At 68.1% G+C, this 16,325-nt stretch carries 17 protein-coding genes; 9 read left to right on the top strand and 8 right to left on the bottom strand.

Going from position 1 to position 16,325, the window contains the following annotated elements:
* The first annotated feature begins 144 nt into the window (after window positions 1-144).
* From ABD371_RS23145 to ABD371_RS23130, 4 genes are all read left to right on the top strand, one after another.
* Entirely contained in the window at window positions 145-1,026 is an 882-nt protein-coding gene (locus ABD371_RS23145) for a helix-turn-helix domain-containing protein (protein ID WP_344480019.1), read from the top strand.
* A 4-nt stretch (window positions 1,027-1,030) separates the two neighbouring features.
* A complete protein-coding gene (locus tag ABD371_RS23140; protein WP_344479762.1) occupies window positions 1,031-1,303 on the top strand; it encodes a DUF397 domain-containing protein in 273 nt (90 codons plus the stop codon).
* 771 nt (window positions 1,304-2,074) lie between these two features.
* Window positions 2,075-2,965: a S1 family peptidase gene (locus tag ABD371_RS23135; protein ID WP_344479761.1), complete on the top strand. Its 891-nt coding sequence runs from the start codon at window positions 2,075-2,077 to the stop codon at window positions 2,963-2,965.
* Between the two features lie 195 nt (window positions 2,966-3,160).
* Window positions 3,161-4,687, top strand: coding sequence for an NHL domain-containing protein (locus ABD371_RS23130; protein ID WP_344479760.1), 1,527 nt, complete (start codon window positions 3,161-3,163; stop codon window positions 4,685-4,687).
* A gap of 70 nt (window positions 4,688-4,757) precedes the next feature.
* On the opposite strand, the gene ABD371_RS23125 is transcribed toward ABD371_RS23130, so the two are convergent.
* Entirely contained in the window at window positions 4,758-5,297 is a 540-nt protein-coding gene (locus ABD371_RS23125; RefSeq protein ID WP_344479758.1) for a hypothetical protein, read from the bottom strand.
* 85 nt (window positions 5,298-5,382) lie between these two features.
* Entirely contained in the window at window positions 5,383-6,552 is a 1,170-nt protein-coding gene (locus ABD371_RS23120; protein ID WP_344479757.1) for a hypothetical protein, read from the bottom strand.
* Window positions 6,553-6,857: 305 nt separating this feature from the next.
* Between ABD371_RS23120 and ABD371_RS23115 the strand changes: the two genes are divergently transcribed.
* From ABD371_RS23115 to ABD371_RS23100, 4 genes are all read left to right on the top strand, one after another.
* The gene (locus ABD371_RS23115; protein ID WP_344479755.1) at window positions 6,858-7,583 is read left to right on the top strand and encodes a hypothetical protein; all 726 of its coding nucleotides are present in this window, start codon (window positions 6,858-6,860) and stop codon (window positions 7,581-7,583) included.
* 73 nt (window positions 7,584-7,656) lie between these two features.
* Window positions 7,657-9,549 carry an FG-GAP-like repeat-containing protein gene (locus tag ABD371_RS23110; RefSeq protein WP_344479754.1) on the top strand — a complete coding sequence of 631 codons (1,893 nt, stop codon included), beginning with the start codon at window positions 7,657-7,659 and terminating at the stop codon, window positions 9,547-9,549.
* A 33-nt stretch (window positions 9,550-9,582) separates the two neighbouring features.
* Entirely contained in the window at window positions 9,583-10,683 is a 1,101-nt protein-coding gene (locus ABD371_RS23105) for a saccharopine dehydrogenase family protein (RefSeq protein WP_344479752.1), read from the top strand.
* Window positions 10,680-11,255, top strand: coding sequence for a TetR/AcrR family transcriptional regulator (locus ABD371_RS23100; protein WP_344479751.1), 576 nt, complete (start codon window positions 10,680-10,682; stop codon window positions 11,253-11,255). The genes ABD371_RS23105 and ABD371_RS23100 overlap by 4 nt, the downstream gene beginning before the upstream one ends.
* Before the next feature lie 220 nt (window positions 11,256-11,475).
* Here the strand turns inward: ABD371_RS23100 and ABD371_RS23095 are convergent, their stop codons facing one another.
* From ABD371_RS23095 to ABD371_RS23070, 6 genes are all read right to left on the bottom strand, one after another.
* Window positions 11,476-11,898 carry a hypothetical protein gene (locus tag ABD371_RS23095; protein WP_344479749.1) on the bottom strand — a complete coding sequence of 141 codons (423 nt, stop codon included), beginning with the start codon at window positions 11,896-11,898 and terminating at the stop codon, window positions 11,476-11,478.
* Between the two features lie 235 nt (window positions 11,899-12,133).
* Entirely contained in the window at window positions 12,134-12,262 is a 129-nt protein-coding gene (locus ABD371_RS23090; protein ID WP_344479748.1) for a hypothetical protein, read from the bottom strand.
* Between the two features lie 294 nt (window positions 12,263-12,556).
* The gene (locus tag ABD371_RS23085) at window positions 12,557-13,336 is read right to left on the bottom strand and encodes a hypothetical protein (protein WP_344479746.1); all 780 of its coding nucleotides are present in this window, start codon (window positions 13,334-13,336) and stop codon (window positions 12,557-12,559) included.
* Window positions 13,337-13,980: 644 nt separating this feature from the next.
* Complete coding sequence (locus tag ABD371_RS23080; protein WP_344479744.1) at window positions 13,981-14,826, bottom strand: helix-turn-helix domain-containing protein; 846 nt, start codon at window positions 14,824-14,826, stop codon at window positions 13,981-13,983.
* An 18-nt stretch (window positions 14,827-14,844) separates the two neighbouring features.
* Window positions 14,845-15,372, bottom strand: a complete 528-nt coding sequence (locus ABD371_RS23075) for a DUF6879 family protein (protein WP_344479742.1) — start codon at window positions 15,370-15,372, stop codon at window positions 14,845-14,847.
* Window positions 15,341-15,607 (bottom strand): hypothetical protein, encoded by a 267-nt coding sequence (locus ABD371_RS23070; RefSeq protein WP_344479741.1) that lies wholly within the window; start codon window positions 15,605-15,607, stop codon window positions 15,341-15,343. Before ABD371_RS23070 ends, ABD371_RS23075 begins: the two co-directional genes overlap by 32 nt.
* Window positions 15,608-15,837: 230 nt before the next feature.
* On the opposite strand from ABD371_RS23070, the gene ABD371_RS23065 reads away from it, so the two are divergent.
* Window positions 15,838-16,308: an NUDIX hydrolase gene (locus ABD371_RS23065; protein ID WP_344479739.1), complete on the top strand. Its 471-nt coding sequence runs from the start codon at window positions 15,838-15,840 to the stop codon at window positions 16,306-16,308.
* The last annotated feature ends 17 nt before the right edge of the window (window positions 16,309-16,325 follow it).

Here is a 16,325-nt window from a genome sequence, read left to right as displayed (position 1 = left end):
TCTGAAATCAAAGTTCTGCGAGAACTGCTTCTCTTTCGTGGCATGTTCGAAGCAGCGCAGAAGCTCCTGCTGTGGCGCAGAACGTTTCTTGCCTTGGCGGAACCATCGCCGACACACTGGATAACGCGTGCGGGGAGGAAGCAGATGATCACGAACATTGAGTCGGCCACGCCGGCTCTCTGCCGTCTGCACTTGGGTACTGAGTTAAGGCAACTTCGCCTGGCGGCGGAGCTGAGGGCCAACCAGGTCGTGAGAAGGCTGCTCTGGAGCCCGTCGAAGCTGACCCGGCTGGAGACGGGGGAGAACGCGTCGGTGGAGCCGGCGGACGTGATCGCGCTGTGCGACATGTACGGGGCGGACGCGGACAAGCGGGCGCTGCTGACGGCGTACGCGGCGGTGACGAAGACGAAGAAGGACTGGTGGCAGACGGATGAGTACCGGCCGGCCATAAGCCCGACGTTCAAGGCGTATCTGGGGCTGGAGGAGACGGCGGCCTCGATGCAGAAGTATGAGGCGGAGTTCGTCCCGGGCCTGCTCCAGACGGAGGAGTACGTCAGAACGCTCCATCAGCGAGCGTTCAAGGGGAACGACGCGGAGACCGAGAAGCGAGTGCTGGTCCGGATGGCGCGCCAGGAAGTCCTGCGCCGGGCGGAAATGCCTCTCCGCTTCACCGCTGTCATCAACGAGGCGGTACTGCGTCGCCAGACGGGTGGCCCAGCGGTGATGCGGGCCCAACTGGAGCACATGGCGGAGGTCGCCTCCTCGCTGCCCTCGGTCCGGATCCAGGTGATCCCTTTCAAGGGTGGTGCGCACGGGAGCATGAACGGTGCCTTCACTCTCCTGAGCTTCCGGGAGGGAGAGGCGATGAAGCCCATCGTCTATCTGGAGGGACTGGTCGACGCCCAGGTGGTCCGCAGCGCAACGGACGTGGCACGGTACGACGAGGCGTTCGCGGACCTGCAAGCCGATGCTCTGGGACCTCAGGAATCCTTGAGCATGATCCGAGAAGCGATAAAGGAGTACTGAGCAGATGAGCAATGAACTGCTGGCCGAGGCCCGCTGGTTCACCTCCAGCTACAGCAATGATCAGGGCGGTCAGTGCGTGGAGGTGGCGCAGTTGGAGGGGGCCGATTGGTTCACTTCCAGCTACAGCAATGATCAGGGCGGCGAGTGCGTCGAAGCGGCCCTGTTCCCCAACGCGATAGCTGTCCGCGACTCCAAGGCTCCTGACGGCCCCGCCTTCGTCTTCGAGGGTTCCGCATGGGCGGGCTTCGTCACCTCTCTCAAGTCCGGCGATCTTTAACAGCCGTACCGCTTCACCCCACGGGCCACCTCGCCTTCGTACGGCGAGGTGGCCCGTTCTCATGGATCAGGTTCCGGTTGTGCGCCCCCAGCATGTGCGCCGCGCATAAACCAGACACGCGCCCCCGGTGATCGAAGAGGACAATCGGCCCATACAGCGGACGTTGGCCGATTCCGGTGAGCGCTTTCCGTACTCTCATTTGGCCACGCGTGCCTCTTGGCGGCCCAATCTCCCCGGCACCTCACAGCCGACTCTCAGGAACCGGGCCGGGGGAGTGGCCGGCAGTGCCCGTGGCACGTTCCGGAATGGCGTGGATCTTTCGTCGCCCGAGTGAACACCGTATGGCGGGGCATTGATTCCGGTGATCCCGCGCTTCGTGTCAAGAGGACGATGAGCAGCCAATCCGCTCCGAGTTCCCCAAGGGAAACCTCTGCACGGGATCTTCACGTATCACTCGGTACTTACCTGCGCACACACATTTGCCGGAATCCGACGAAAGTCCATTCGGTGGCTGGGTGTCGCCCTTGCGCCAGTTGTTCATACCACTGGATTCACGGCGGAAAGCCGGGGGCCCGATTTCGCCACCGTGTGCACTTCCCCACCACAACGCGCGTAGTGCGGCCAAAAGGCGAGCTTGTCGCGACGGCGTGGGGCACCCAGGATCCGTACCACGCCGTTTGACAGGCCCATGACTGCCGCATGGTCGGGGGACTGTCGTCTGCGCCGCAGTGGGCCCGGACACCCGAACGGGCCCCGGATTCTGGAGGATTCGTGAAGGTCAAGAAGTTCACCAGAGGTGCGCGACTGCTCGCGGTCGCCGCCAGCCTGGTCACCGCCGCCGCCCTCGCCGCCCCCACCGCCGTGGCCGATTCCCACGCGACCGCCACCCCCAGCGCCGCGCAGCTCGCGAAGGCGAGCGACGGCGTCCTCAAGGCCGACATCGGCGGTACCTCCTGGTACACCGACAAGGCCACGGGCAAGGTCGTCGTCACCGTCGACAGCACCGTCTCCGCCGCCGAGATAGCCAAGATCAAGAAGACGGCCGGCGACCAGGCCGGGGCCCTTCAGATCAAGCACACCCCCGGCAAGTTCAACCGTCTCATCGCCGGTGGCGAGGCCATCTACGGCACCGGTGCGCGCTGTTCCCTCGGCTTCAACGTCGTCGGCGGCGGCGTCTACTACGCCCTCACCGCCGGCCACTGCACCAACGGCCGCCCCTCCTGGACCTTCAGCGGCGGCACCCTGGGCAACGTGGCCGCCGGCCAGTTCCCCACGTACGACTACGGCGTCATCCGCCACGCCAACAACGCCAACGCCGACGGCCGTGTCTACCTCCACAACGGCACCTACCGCGACATCATCAACGCCAACACCCCGAGTGTCGGCCAGCGCGTCGAGCGCAGCGGCTCCACCACCGGCTGGCGCACCGGTAACGTCACCGCCCTCAACGCCACCGTCAACTACGGCGGCGGCCAGGTCGTCTACGGCACCATCCAGACCAACGTCTGCGGCCAGCCCGGCGACTCCGGCGGCCCCCTCTTCAGCGGCAACACCGCCCACGGCCTCCTCTCCGGCGGCAGCGGCAACTGCACCTCCGGCGGCATCACCTTCTACGAGCCGGTCACCCGCCCGCTCGGCATCCACGGCCTGAGCGTCTTCTAAGCCTTCCCTCCGCGTGACACGTGCGGCCCCCGCCTTCGGGCGGGGGCCGCCTGTCGCGCGTCGGCAGGTCGCGTCAACGTGCCGCGCGAGGATCACCCGTAAGTGATCTTGCCAACCCCGACGCTCATGTGACTTTCTGGAATCAATCAATAACCACCCGTGCAGGGTGGCCGGTTGAACGGTGAAGGGATGACGATGAGCACTGCTCGTACGGCAGCCAAGGGCGGCGAGGACTCCGCTCCTCCGATCAGCACGGTGGCGGGTACCGGGACCGCAGGGTTCAAGGGCGACAGCGAGCCCGCCGTCTCGGCGCTGCTGAACCGTCCGTACGGCATCGCGGTGGACAGCACCGGCACCCTCTACTTCTCCGACCACAGCAACCACCGGGTCCGGAAGATCACGACCGACGGGAGGATCACCACCGTCGCCGGGATCACGTCCGCAGGCTCTCGGGGAGACGGCGGCCCCGCCGCCTCGGCCCAGCTGTACGGTCCGCGCGAGGTGGCGGTGGACGGCGCGGGCAACCTCTACATCGCCGATACCGAGAACCACCGGGTCCGGAAGGTCGCGGCGGACGGTGTGATCAGTACGGTCGCGGGGAGTGGGGCCGGGGGGGCCAGGGGTGACGGCGGGCCGGCGGTCGCGGCTCAGCTGAACCGCCCGCACGGGGTCGCGGTGGACGGCGCGGGTGCCCTCTACATCGCGGACTACGGCAACCATCGGGTCCGGAAGGTCGCGGCGGACGGTGTGATCAGTACGGTCGCGGGGAGCGGGGCCGGGGGGTCCAGGGGTGACGGCGGGCCGGCGGTCGCGGCTCAGCTGAACCGCCCGTACGGAGTGGCGGTGGACGGCGCGGGCAACCTCTACATCGCGGACACCGACAATCACCGGGTCCGGAAGGTCGCGGCGGACGGTGTGATCAGTACGGTCGCGGGGACCGGGGTCGGAGGCTTCGGCGGCGACGGCGGCCCCGCCGCCTCGGCCCAGCTCCACTTTCCGATGGGGGTGATGGTGGACAGCGCCGGTGCCCTCTACATCGCCGACTACCGCAACCATCGGGTCCGGAAGGTCGCGGCGGACGGTGTGATCAGTACGGTCGCGGGGACCGGGGCCGGAGGCTTCGGCGGTGACGACGGCCCCGCGGCCTCGGCCCAGGTCAACAACCCGACGGGGCTCGCGGTGGACTGCGTCGACACCCTCTACATCGCCGACCACCTCAACCACCGCATCCGGAAGATCGCCTCGCCGAAGCTGGCCGGACTGCCCGACTCGGGCGCGGTGGTCTCCTGGGCCAATGTCCGGAGCAAGCTGCGGATGGGAGTCCTGCGCGAGTCCACCAAGGACGGGGCCGAGATCCACCAGGCCCTCCCCGCCCCCCGGGACCACCAGCGCTGGCGGCTGGTCGCGGCGGGCCAGGACAACGGCGAAGTCCTCTACACGATCGAGAACATGCGCAGCGGCAAGGTCCTGGAGGTCGTCGAAGCGCAGGAGACGGCCGGGGCGCTGGTCGCACAACGCGCCTACGAGGGCGGCGACGCCCACCACCAGCAGTGGCGGCTGATCCCCGTCGGCCCCCAGACCGACACCCCGAGGGTGTACGAGATCGCGAACCGCAACAGTGGTCTGCTGCTGCGCGTCGACACCAACGCCCGTACGCCCATCAAGCAGCACGGGGCGGAGGGCGACCACCGCGAACGGCAGTGGCAGCTGCTCCCGCTGTGACGCCCGCGGGGCCAGGGGCGCCCTCGCCCCTGGCCCCGCGGAACTCGCTCGGAACTCCCTCCGGACTCCGTTACTGGGAAGTGGAGGGCGGGTCCTCGGCGGCGGGCTTGGAAGCCTTCGGAGCCGAGGGGGGCTTGGGCGTCGGAGCCTCCGGAGCCTCGGGAGACTGCGGGGGCTGAGCCGTGGGGGGCTGGGCGAAATCGCTCTTCCTCGGCATGTTCTCCAGATCCTCGTCCTTCTGGAGGCCGCTGTGCTCCGTCACCGTCGGACTCGACTCCCGCATGCCGGCGGACGCCACCCCCGACACCGAGCCGGGATCGCCGGCGTACTGGGCCTGCGCACCGGCCGACGCCTGAGTGGTCTGGATGAAGGAGCCGAGGAAGCCCAGGATGGCGCGCGCCTCGGGCGACTCCTCCCGTACGACCTTCGCCCGGGAGGAAGCCCCGTGGATCCCGCTGTTGAACAGGCTCGTGGTCTTGTCGTCGTACGTGTCGTCCTCGGAGTCCTCGAAGTCGACACCAGCCCCCGGCTGCGGCTTGGCACCGTCGGTCGTCACCGAGAAGAGTCCCGCGCCCTTGCCCGCGAAGTCGAAGATGTTGTTGAACACCATGGTCGTCACTCCTGGTCGTGTCATGGCGGTGCTGCCCGCCCGGTCAAGGCTTCTGGAGCTGCTGCGGCGGCTGCGGCTGAGGCTGTTACGGCCTCTTGTGCAGCGCCCGGTCGCTGCCGGTCAGGCCCTCGCCGTCGAACATCGTGTGGTGGACCTCCAGGGCCGAGACGACCTCGGCCAGCCCCTTCATGCGGAAGCCGCCGCCCGCCAGGCCGATGCCGCCGATCTCACGGGCCACCAGCCGGTCGAGGCCGGGGTGGACCCCGGACTGCGGGGGAGAGAGCACCGCCACCGGCACGTCGTACTGCACCGCCAGCAGCCCGGAGAAGGTCACCGGGATCTCGTAGGAGTACTGCTTGCGAGTGCGCCGCTGCGTCACGATGGTCTCCACCCGGGAACCCGGCGGGACCGCGCCCGAGATCTCCGACTTCGAAGCCCAGCCGGTGGTCAGGGAACCGCCGACGGAAGCCGTGATGCTCTGCATCAGCTGGGCGTTCAGCTCGGCCTTCCCGGCGGCACTGCCCTGGGTCGTGAACCCCACCGAGCCCGTCACGGACGTCTTCGCCGAGGTGCCGGCCGAGGCCCCTACCGAGGCCCCCGCCGAGTTCGTCATCGAGTTCTTCGCGCCCGTCTCGGTCGCGTTGGCGGTGTCGACCCCGATGTTGTCCTTGCTGTTCTTATTGGTCACGGTGACCGTGTTCTTGTTGTTCAGGTCGTTCTGGAGCTGTGTCCCGACCTGCGCCCCGGCCTGAGCCCCGAGCTGTGCCCCGAGTTCCGCCTGAAGGGCGAGCTGGAGCTGGCTCTGCAGTTGCAGCTGGAGTTCCGCGCCGACGCTGCCGCCGAAGGTGAGCCGGGCATCCCCCTGGAGCGACCACGTCACCTGGTTCGACACGGTGAACTCGACCGAATCGGTGAAGTTCATCGTGGACGTCTGGCTGCGATTGGCGTATGTGCGCGAGGAGAACGTGTCGGGCGGCGGCTGGTCGATGTTGCGCCGCTCCTCGATCAGCGGCTCCCCGAGGTTCATATAGGCGAGCCAGCCCAGCTTGTGAGCGGTCCCGGGGAAGATCCCGAAGCTCGACTTGTTCACGGAGAACCCGACGGGCCTGTGCCGCCTGCCGTAGTCGTCGACGTAGACCAGGCTGGGGTGGTCCAGGACGGACTGCCAGGTCTGCTCGATATTCAGTTCCCGCAGATTCTTCTTTGTCAGCGGCTGGCGCTTGGCACGTTCCAGGTTGTACGCGTTGGAAGGCATTTCTCGTCCTCGACTGATCCGGCCGAATCGCGCTCGGTGAAGTGAAAACAGACATATGCGCATGTTCCGAAAATCGAAGTTATCACGGGTGCCATTGCCCGGGAAGACGCCTCCGTGCATGCCGCTCAATCGAGTGATAAAGCCTCGGTGGGTGATCCCAACTCGCTGAAGGCAGAGGTAAGTTGAACCGCTGCTCCCGATCTCCGGACCGATAGGAAGGGAAGGCGATTGGGTGCTTGGGCGTTTGGTGTTTGAGCGATTGAGTCGACGGCAATTCCACATTCAGGACAGGTGAGGTTTCCGCTATGTACACCCAAGAGCGCACGGCGATGTCGAATTTGGTGGTCGGTGGCCCGGTGGCGGTGAACAGCTACGACAACGCGATCGTGGCGGCACTGCTCGAAAACCGCCCGGTCATGCTCGTCCACGCCTTCAACGGCGGCTATCTGCGACCCGCCGAGCTGAAGGAGGAGAGCCACGACAAGGGCGTCAAGCTGGCCACCGCGCTCGACCCGGACACCAAGGAGGCGCAGGGCCACCTCTGGCACATCACCCCCGGCGGCTTCTTCGGGCAGCGCACCCTCTACTTCATCGAGAGCGCGGCGGGCCAGGTGTCACCCAAGCCCGCCGACGTCGTCGCGGGCGAAGCCGTCACCGGGCGCGGCGACGACGGCGCGCCGAAGCCCCGGCGCAGGCGCATCACCGCCAACCAGGACGCCCCCAAGAGCTCGGCCGACACCCTCCAGGTCGGCCTCCCCGGCAAGGTCGGCGACAAGTGGCGCGGGAAGAACGGCGCGCCCGAGGACACCCAGCTCTGGGTCGTCACCGTGACGCCGTGGGGCGGGATCACCTTCGTACCGATCACCCACCCCGACACCATCCTCGGGTTCAAGGACCACGCGGTGACGGCCGACAGCGAGGCGCGCCTCACCTACAACTGGGGCGGGGACTTCACCGGGACGGTCATCAACACGTTCTACCCGAGGCTGCCCGGCGAGTGGGACGTCCCGTACCACCACGTCTTCACGTGATCCGTCACCGCTGCCGTGCAATCCCTCCGACCCTCCCGGGCCAAGGCCCGCGCCGCTTGGAAGAGGCACCACGATGCCCGTGCCCACGGAAGAACTGAAGCTGGAGATCGTCAACGCCGCCACGGGGAAACCCCTCGGCGGCAAGGCCGTGCCGAGCCCGGACGGGGCGCTCGTCGTCCGCGACTTCGGCGACGACGGCCCGAGCCCGGAGCGGTGGCGGCTCGTGCCCGTACCGCCCGCGAAAGGCGCGCCGGGCGGGCAGGCGCAGGACAGTCACGCGTACGTGATCCGCAACGCGGTCAGCGGCAAGGCGCTCGACAGCCCCGCCGCCCCCGACCAGGGCGTCCGCCAGTCGGACGCCGCTGAGGGCAAGAAGAGCCAGCAGTGGAACATCGTCCCCGTCGAGGGCGAGGCCGGGCTCTACTTCATCGAGGGCGCGACCGACCACACCGTCCTCGACCTTGACCTCGACCTTGACCTTGCCGAGTCCTCCCCCGGGGAGGGCATCCGGGTCGTTCTGCGCGAGCACGACGACAACGCCGAGAGCCAGCGCTGGCGGTTCGTCCCGGCCGAGCCCGAACGCACCAGCGACCCCGTGCTCAGCTGGACGCCGCTGACCCACTGGAACGGCCGCCTGTCCTGGCGGCTGACCCGCTCGACCGCCCTGCGCCCCGCGCCCGGCGCGACGCCCTCCTTCAGCGACCTGCTGCTGGTCCTTGAGCGGTTCGGGAGCGACGAGACCGCCGGCGGCTGGGAGAGCGGCGCGGCCGGCCGTCCTCTCCGCTCCCACGACGGCCAACCGGGCTGGTGGGCGGCCGAGGCCGGCACACGATTCCTCGCCGACACCACGGGAGCGGGGCGGGAGGACATCGTGGGACTCGACCCCGAGAAGGGGGCCGTGACGTCGTCCAGCCGGGGCGACGCCACCTTCGACGACGGCGACGAACGAGTCCTGCACGCACCCCTGCCCACCCCGAGCCCCTCGGACCTGTGGACCTTCGCCGACACGACGGGCGACGGCAGGGCCGACATCGTCGTACTCGCCGCCGACGGCGTCCGCGTGACCCCCCAGGACGAAGGCGGGACATTCGAGGCCGCGGGCGGCGAGCCGGTCCTCAAGGCCTTCGGGCACGGCGAGGGGGCCGGCGGGTGGCTGGCCGACAAGCATCCTCGTTTCCTGGCGGACACCACGGGTGACGGCAGGCTTGACGTGGTCGGCTGCCACGACGACGGTCTCTGGGTCTCCCTCCAGGACGAGGAGGGGAAGTTTGCACCGGTCGCCGACGAGCCCGTCCTCCGGGCCTTCGGGCACGGCGAGAAGGCGGGCGGGTGGCTGGCCGACAAGCATCCTCGTTTCCTGGCGGACACCACGGGTGACGGCAGGCTTGACGTGGTCGGCTGCCACGACGACGGCGTCTGGGTCTCCCTCCAGGACGAGGAAGGGGGATTCGCCGATCCGCTGTACGTCCTCGACGACTTCGGCGTCGACCAGGGGTGGAGTTCGGTCGAGGAACACCCCCGCTTCCTGGTCAGGACCACCGGCGGCGGAGCCCCGGACCTCCTCGGCTTCGGCCCGCAGGGCGTGGTCGTCGCACGCGGGCGCGGCGACGGCACCTTCGAGCCCTCGAAGCTCGTCCTGAACGACTTCGGACACCTCCAGGGGTGGCGGAGCGCCAAACACCTCCGCCTCCTCGCCGACGTCACCGGCGACGGCAACCCGGACCTCGTCGGCTTCGGCGACGACGGCGTCTGGGTCTCCCACAGCCGCGGCGACGGCCGCTTCGACCGGGCCCAGCTGGTGTCCCGCGGCTTCGGATACAACGACCACGCGGGCAGCTGGCGGGTCGACCGCCACCCCCGCTTCCTCGCCGACATCACCGGCGACGGACGCGTCGACATCGTCGGCTTCGGCGGCCCCGGGGTGTACGTCGCCCGGAACCTCTTCCGCCGCTTCAGGACCCGATAACGCTTTTAGGTCGAGTGACCTATAGTGGCTCTCATGGACACGGATCAGCTGGTACACGTCCCTGAAGGGCCGGTTCTGCTCGTAGGCGGATACGGGACGGTGGGCGCCGAACTGGCGCGGGCGGTGGGGGGCCGATGGCCGCTGCTGCTGGCGGGGCGCTCACCGGAGAAGGCGGCGGACCTGTGCGCCGAGATCTCGACCGAGGGTTCTGCCGAGGCCACGCGGTGGGACCTGGCGTCGCCGGAGCCCTTCCACGCCTCCGTACGCGCGGTGGTCAGCCTGGTGAACGACCCGGACGACCGGGTCCTCCGCGCCGCCCTCGCCGGCGGCATCCCCTACGTCGACGTCACCCGCTGGACGGCCCGCATGCAGCGCGCCATCACCCTCACCTCCCTGGCCTCCCCCTCCGCCCCCGTCCTCCTCTCCTCCGGCTGGATGGGCGGCGTCGTCCCCCTGGTCGCCGCCGCCCTCGCCGACCGCCTCGGCGGCCTCGACACCCTCGACACCGCCATCCGCTACGACCTCTCCGACCGCGCCGGCGTCGACTCCGTCGAATTCATGGACCGCCTCGGCGTCGACTTCGAAATCCTCCAATCCGGCCACCCCACCGTCGTCACCCCCCTCACCTCCCCCCGCACCCTCCCCATCGGCCCCCACCGCACCAAAGTCGCCCGCATCGACACCCCCGAACAATTCACCCTCCCCCTCACCCTCAACCCCCACACCGTCTCCACCCGCCTCGGCTTCAGCAGCCCCACCTCCACCACCACCCTCCTCACCCTCGCCAAATCCGGCTTCTTCCGCCACACCCGCTCCCCCCGCTGGCGCCCCCTCCGCCACCGCCTCCTCTACTCCCCGGGCCAAGGCGGCACCGCCATCCTCCGCATCGAGGCCCACGGCCCTGCCGGTTCTCTCACCGCGACCGTGACCGACCCGCTCGGCCAGGCCCACATGACCGCCATGGGCGGGCTGCTCGGTCTGCGCCGAGTGCTCGGCGAAGACGGCGCTCCTGCGGCCCGCGCGGGCGTTGCCTTCCCGGAGTCCCACCCGCTCCCGGGGACTGTGCTGGGTGCCCTCTCCGACGTAGGCGTCTCCGTCTCCCTCGCCGACGCCCCTTCCCGGGCGGCGGCGTGACCACCGCCAAGGGCACGGCCCGCCGCGCCGCCCTCCTGGACGCCGCCGAGACGACTCTGATCGCTGGCGGCCACTCGGCCCTCTCCCTCCGCGCGGTCGCCGACACGGCGGGCGTCCGTCTAGGTCATCTTCAGTACTACTTCTCGACCCGCGACGCCCTGGTGTCCGAGCTTCTCGCCCGGATCCTCCAGCGCTCCTTGGACGAGGTGGCCGCTGCTGTTCCCTCGTCTCCGGACGCGCCTTTGGACGACCTCGTCACGGTTCTTCTCGCTCAGCAGACCGACGCCGAGCTGGTCCGGGTGTTCGTCGAGCTCTGGGCTCTGGCCGCTCGCGACGAGTCGGTGGCGACGGCGGTTCGCGCTTTCTACGTCCAGTACGCGGACTTGGTGGCGGCTCGGATCGGTGCCCATGCGCCGGATGTTCCGGCCGAGGAGGTTCGGGCTCGGGCGGAGACCTTTATCGCGCTGATCGAGGGCAGCTCGCTGCTGCGGTCGGGGGTGGGGGGGAGTCCGTCGCAGGCGACGGACGAGCTGATTTTGCGGACGGCGCTGGGGATTTTGACGGGGAGGTGAGGGGGTGCCCCGCACGCGCGGGGCCAACGGCGGGGGCAGCGGCGTCCAGAGCGTCGCACCAGGGACACCCCCGCACGCGCGGGGCCGACCCTTCCTGTCCTGGCCTTTTGTCAGCTATCAAGGCCCATTTCATTTAGTTGCCTCGCGCCCAGAGCCGCCCGTCCAGCTCGGACCTCCCTCTGCCGCGCCCTTCAACCTCCCCTGGCAAGAGAGAGGGGGGTTACCCCGGAGGGCTGGCCCAAGGAGCCAGAGTGCGACGCAGGGCGACAGCGTCGTCGAACGGCGGGTTGATGGTGTGGTCCCCGAGCCGGCCCCCGACGTATTCCAACTCGCCGTCGCGGGAGCGGAAGTACAGCTCGCCGTCGCCGCTCTGGACGGCCGAGACAGCGGCGGACAGGTCGTCCAGCTCGCCCACGTCACCGTCGCCCCACTCCCCGGGCCCCCAGTCGTAGTCCGACCACGGGTAGCCGCCGACCCACAGCCGTGTCGTCGGCTCGGGGAGGATCGCTGCGGTGAGGTCGGTGTTCCCGTCCCCTGTGGCGAGAAGAACGCTGAACCCCTCCGATTCGAGCAGGGGCGCTTGGTAGTCGGTGGCTGCCTTCCGGAAGATCGTCCGGACCGGATGGGCTTCCAGCTCAGCCACAGGGGTTCTTCTTCGGGTCCCCGGCACCCCAGTTTCCGTAGCGCATCTTCCCGTTCACCTTTCCCGAGACGCGGAACATCACGCGAAAACTACCTCCCTGGCACCTGATGTCATGGGTCCGCCCCACGTACTTCTTGCCGAGTTTCACAGGAGAGTGACCGCCTTGGTGCCGACGCAGACGGCAGTGACCTTCGCCAGGATGACGGACCGCCCCTTGCCTGCCTCCCCCTTGGATTTATGAGGGGAAGCAGGCTTCGCACCACACGCTCCCCTGCCTTGCCGAGACATGCTCGGCCGCATCGGCCGACAGAGGGAAGGTGACGAGCGCCAGCAACACAGCGGCAGCGGTGATGATCCGGTTCACGGGAAACTCCCTACAAGGTCTGGGGACATCCCCGCACACGCGGGGCCGACGAGGTGCGCGAGGAGCGCGATGACGACCTGGGCGGAACACCCCCGCACGCGCGGGGCCGACAACCAGGCCCAGCGCCTCGGGTGCATGATCACCGGAACACCCCCGCACGCGCGGGGCCGACACTTCCTGACCTGGCCTTCTGTCAGCGATCAAGGCCCATTTCATTCAGTTGCATCCGCGCCTCAAGCCAACATCCAAGCACCACGAGAACCACCACCCGCGCCCCCTGCCCAGGCCCCTCCTTCACTCCCTGCCCCCACCCGGAGCCTCCCCCACTCCGGCGCGATTCATCTCCTCGACCTTCGCGTACAGCCCCCGCTTTACCTTTGCCATCCGGGCCGGGTCCGGACGGGGATGCACCCAACGGTTCCGTCCGAACACGGTCTTCGGTAGCGGGGCGCTGTGAAGGAACTCGGTGAACGCCCCGTCGCACCACGGCGGCACCCAAGCGCCGGACCGGCAGACGAAGACCAGATCGAAGGCAGCGGTAGGTGGTTGCCCGTCGTCGATCGTCATGTCGACGGGTACGAGTGGTTCCTCCCGAGGGCGGTCGAGCGACTGCCGCCAAGGCGGGAAGCGGACGTGGAGGGAAGCCCCGGCCCAGTGGTGCGCGAGCATCCAGGACTCGCACCGGATGCCGTCGCCCGACGTTCTCCACTGCTCGAAGCTCCGGTGGTTCTGCCGGTACCCGGCATCATGGTGCGCGTCGTACAGGTGCACCGAATCCCAGTGCTCCTCGGCTCGGCCGAGGTCCGAGGGCCAGAGCAGTCCCGCCCACGCGTTGCTGTCGGCATAGACGAGCACGGTTCCGGCAGAGAAGCGGAACCTGCGCCAGAAACCCCGCCAGCCCGTCACCTGCGGCAGCTCGACACCGGCTGCTGTGAAGTCGCGGTGCCGCGCCTCCCAGATGGTTTCCGTGTGGAACTCGTCTTCAGCGACTGCCCACTTGAAAAGATCGTCGTGCGGTCCTTGTGGCCCGCCTGCCGCGGGGGTGGGGAAGAAGTAGTCCCAGTCGACGACCAAGAGATGCATGGCAGAGACCTCAGAGAGGGAGAATATCGGGCCTGAGTCTGAATTCCGGTTCGTGCGCTTCGACATGGCGGCCGGCGGGACCCCGATCCTCGACCGGGGCCCCTTTCCTGGAGTGGCCGGTGATCAGTGGCCGGGCGAACCGCTTCCGCCCTGGCCGTCGCCGTCCTCGATATCGGTGTTGTCGTCGTCGCCACCGCGTATGGTGGCCTCGCGGGCGAGTGCTTCTTTCAGAGACAAGGCGGTACCCTCCTCTGGGTACGGCGACCCGGAGTCCGTCTCCGGGCCGTTGTGCACCTACAGCCCGCCCTGGCGTGCTTTCCCGAGCTGATGCCGGGGCGGGTTCCCCCTCGCAGGCCTCCGCTGGAGGGCCGACGAGAAGTCTGAGATCACCTCATGCGGCGCGAAGAGCGGTCGGATCCACGATGGCGACGGCTCTGGCAGCGATCACCGAGATGACGGTTCCTTCCGGGGATGGGAAACAGGCCCGTCAGAGGGCAGGGCTGAGAGTTTTTTCGTCCAATGCCCGGGCCGATGGGTGGGGATCAGCACCCATCGTGCAGCGCTTGGGCAGTGCGACAACCTTGCCGATGCGGCAGGAGGGAAGGCAACGAAGTTGCGGAGAATTGCGCGCCAACTCAGAGAGCGTCGATCGCAGACTCGATCAACTTCCGGGCCTTCGAACCGTATACAGCCATCTCGCCCAACCCCCGGAACGCCTTCGTATAGTCGGCGATCTCGCGCGGCTGCTTCACATTGATCTCGGCCGTCAGCGTCTCGACCACCACGTGCCGGTTGTCGAACAGGTAGAAGCCCTCCAGTGGCCAGATGGCACGCTGCGCAGTGAAGGGGATCACCCCCAGCGAAACGCTGGCCAGCGGCATCACTGAAAGAAGGTGCGAGAGCTGGTCGGACATCACCCGGGTATCGCCGATTCGGGTCCGCAGTACCCACTCTTCGACCAGCACCACGAAGCGATGCCCACCCTGATACAGGAATCGACTGCGAGCCACCCGCGCGGCGACCGCTTCGGTCACGTCGTCGGGGGTGCCTTGGAAGTCCGTGATGCTGCGCATGAGCGCCGTCGCGTATCCGGGTGTCTGGAAGAAACCAGGAATGCCGTTCGAGGTGTACACACGGCACGTCTGGGCGTTCTCGTGCAGTGTGTAGAAGTCTTCTTGGACCTTGCGCATCCCGTTGCGGTGCAGGCGACGCCACTCCATGTACATGGAGTCGACCGCCCGCGCGGTGGCGATCAGATCTTCCGTCTGATCAGCTGCACCGCAGGCGACACACCACGCGCGAATGTCAGCGTCAGTGGGGGCCACCTCGCCCTTCTGGACACGGGTCGTCTTCGCCGGATGCCAGCCGCATCGGGCGGAAAGATCCTTCCCTGTGAGGCCGGCATCCTTGCGAAGGTGCGTCAGACGCACGGCGAGAGCTTCGCGGGCGGCCTGAGCGCTTGAGGACGGGGACGAAGGCATGGAGCAGCAGGTGAGGGGTCAGACGGTGAAATCGTCGTGGGGAGTGGCTCGCTCCCACACGGTTTCGAATGCCGAGGTACAGAGTTTCACCACGTCAGGGTCTTCTGTGAACTCGTGCCCGGCCCAGTCGCCGACCCCGGTGAAGAAGTGGAAGAGAACGAGGCGGTCGTCGATCAGCCACAGGTCGTTGCCGGGCAGTGCGATGTCCGAGGCCCGGTCGCGCGGGAGCCAGCGGACCTGCTCACCGATCGCGACGTTGACCGGTGTCATGGCGTGTTCGTACCGGATGTAGTCCGTGACCGGTGTGGAGACGATCCGGGCGCGGCGCATGACGACACCCCGGCTGATTGCCTCGCGCACCAGCGGAGTCCACCCCTGCCACTGCGCCGACTCAGGGTCGAGGTCGACCGCCCCGGTCCGCAGGAACCGGTCAAAGCTGTTGGTCTCGTCACCGACGTCGTAAATGTCCCGCAGCTCCAGGTGCACGGCGGTGTGCCGTGCCGATCGCAGTAGTTCAGCGAAGTCCGGAACGCCGTTCTGCGACATCACACGCCTTCCTCGAAATCGGCACCATGCGGGCCGGAATACGGATTACGGTCTCGTGGTCGGGGATACCCCGATCATGGCCTGGCACCCACTCGGCCTCCCCGATCATCTCCTTCAGAAGCCCGTTGGCCTCCTTGCCCTGAAGGACCAGATCAGCCGTCTCTTCTTCAACCCACACGGTCGCGGAGCCGCCACCAGTCGTCTCCGGATCGATCCCAACGAAGGTGAGGTTCATGGTGCCCTCCCACGTAGAGTCGGTTGCGCATTGTTGCGTGCGACTTTCCCTGCGCGCCTGGCTCTGGTCAAGGGCACAGGCGGATGCCATCCCAGAACGGCCGATTCGCGCTGCGTTGCTTCCGCCGGGCTCCTCGCCGTCCTGATAACCAGACAGCCTGACGTGATGCCGCAGCCTCTAGGGCTGGGGGATTGTCCCCGCCTGCGCGGGGCCGATGGAAGGCTGAATCCATGGCACGGACCGAGTATTACGACGACCCGAACGCCCCCAAGCCCAACAGCATGGTTGTCGCGGCGTCCGCCGTCGTCACCGATGACCGGGACCGCATCCTCCTCCAGCGTCGCCGGGACAACGACCTGTGGGCGCTGCCGGGCGGGGGAATGGACATGGGCGAGTCGCTGCCGGGAGCGGCTGTCCGGGAGGTCCGAGAAGAGACCGGGCTGGATGTAGAGATTACGGGCCTTGTCGGTACCTACACCGACCCGCGCCACATCATCGCGTACAGCGACGGAGAGGTACGGCGACAGTTCAACGTGTGCTTCCGGGCGCAGGTCATCGGCGGGACGCCGGCTATCTCTGACGAGAGCACAGAACTTCGGTTCGTGGACCCCGGCGAGTTGGCCGCGCTACCCATGCACCACACCCAGCGGCTGCGGTTGACACACTTCTTGGAGAACCGGCCGACTCCCTACCTTGGGTGACCTCGGCCGATGCGCCC

Source organism: Streptomyces amakusaensis (assembly GCF_039532665.1).
Taxonomy (GTDB): Bacteria; Actinomycetota; Actinomycetes; order Streptomycetales; family Streptomycetaceae; genus Streptomyces; species Streptomyces amakusaensis.
Note: the sequence above shows the minus strand (reverse complement) of the source record. Positions and strands in the feature narration are given on the sequence as shown.

Excerpts from the sequence above, each read along its gene's own strand:
- ABD371_RS23065 (WP_344479739.1), top strand. The coding sequence starts at position 15,838 with ATGGCACGGACCGAGTATTACGACGACCCGAACGCCCCCAAGCCCAAC.
- ABD371_RS23110 (WP_344479754.1), top strand. The coding sequence starts at position 7,657 with ATGCCCGTGCCCACGGAAGAACTGAAGCTGGAGATCGTCAACGCCGCC.
- ABD371_RS23125 (WP_344479758.1), bottom strand. The coding sequence starts at position 5,297 with ATGGTGTTCAACAACATCTTCGACTTCGCGGGCAAGGGCGCGGGACTC.
- ABD371_RS23145 (WP_344480019.1), top strand. The coding sequence starts at position 145 with ATGATCACGAACATTGAGTCGGCCACGCCGGCTCTCTGCCGTCTGCAC.
- ABD371_RS23080 (WP_344479744.1), bottom strand. The coding sequence starts at position 14,826 with ATGCCTTCGTCCCCGTCCTCAAGCGCTCAGGCCGCCCGCGAAGCTCTC.
- ABD371_RS23140 (WP_344479762.1), top strand. The coding sequence starts at position 1,031 with ATGAGCAATGAACTGCTGGCCGAGGCCCGCTGGTTCACCTCCAGCTAC.
- ABD371_RS23115 (WP_344479755.1), top strand. The coding sequence starts at position 6,858 with ATGTACACCCAAGAGCGCACGGCGATGTCGAATTTGGTGGTCGGTGGC.
- ABD371_RS23130 (WP_344479760.1), top strand. The coding sequence starts at position 3,161 with ATGAGCACTGCTCGTACGGCAGCCAAGGGCGGCGAGGACTCCGCTCCT.
- ABD371_RS23075 (WP_344479742.1), bottom strand. The coding sequence starts at position 15,372 with ATGTCGCAGAACGGCGTTCCGGACTTCGCTGAACTACTGCGATCGGCA.
- ABD371_RS23120 (WP_344479757.1), bottom strand. The coding sequence starts at position 6,552 with ATGCCTTCCAACGCGTACAACCTGGAACGTGCCAAGCGCCAGCCGCTG.
- ABD371_RS23105 (WP_344479752.1), top strand. The coding sequence starts at position 9,583 with ATGGACACGGATCAGCTGGTACACGTCCCTGAAGGGCCGGTTCTGCTC.
- ABD371_RS23070 (WP_344479741.1), bottom strand. The coding sequence starts at position 15,607 with ATGAACCTCACCTTCGTTGGGATCGATCCGGAGACGACTGGTGGCGGC.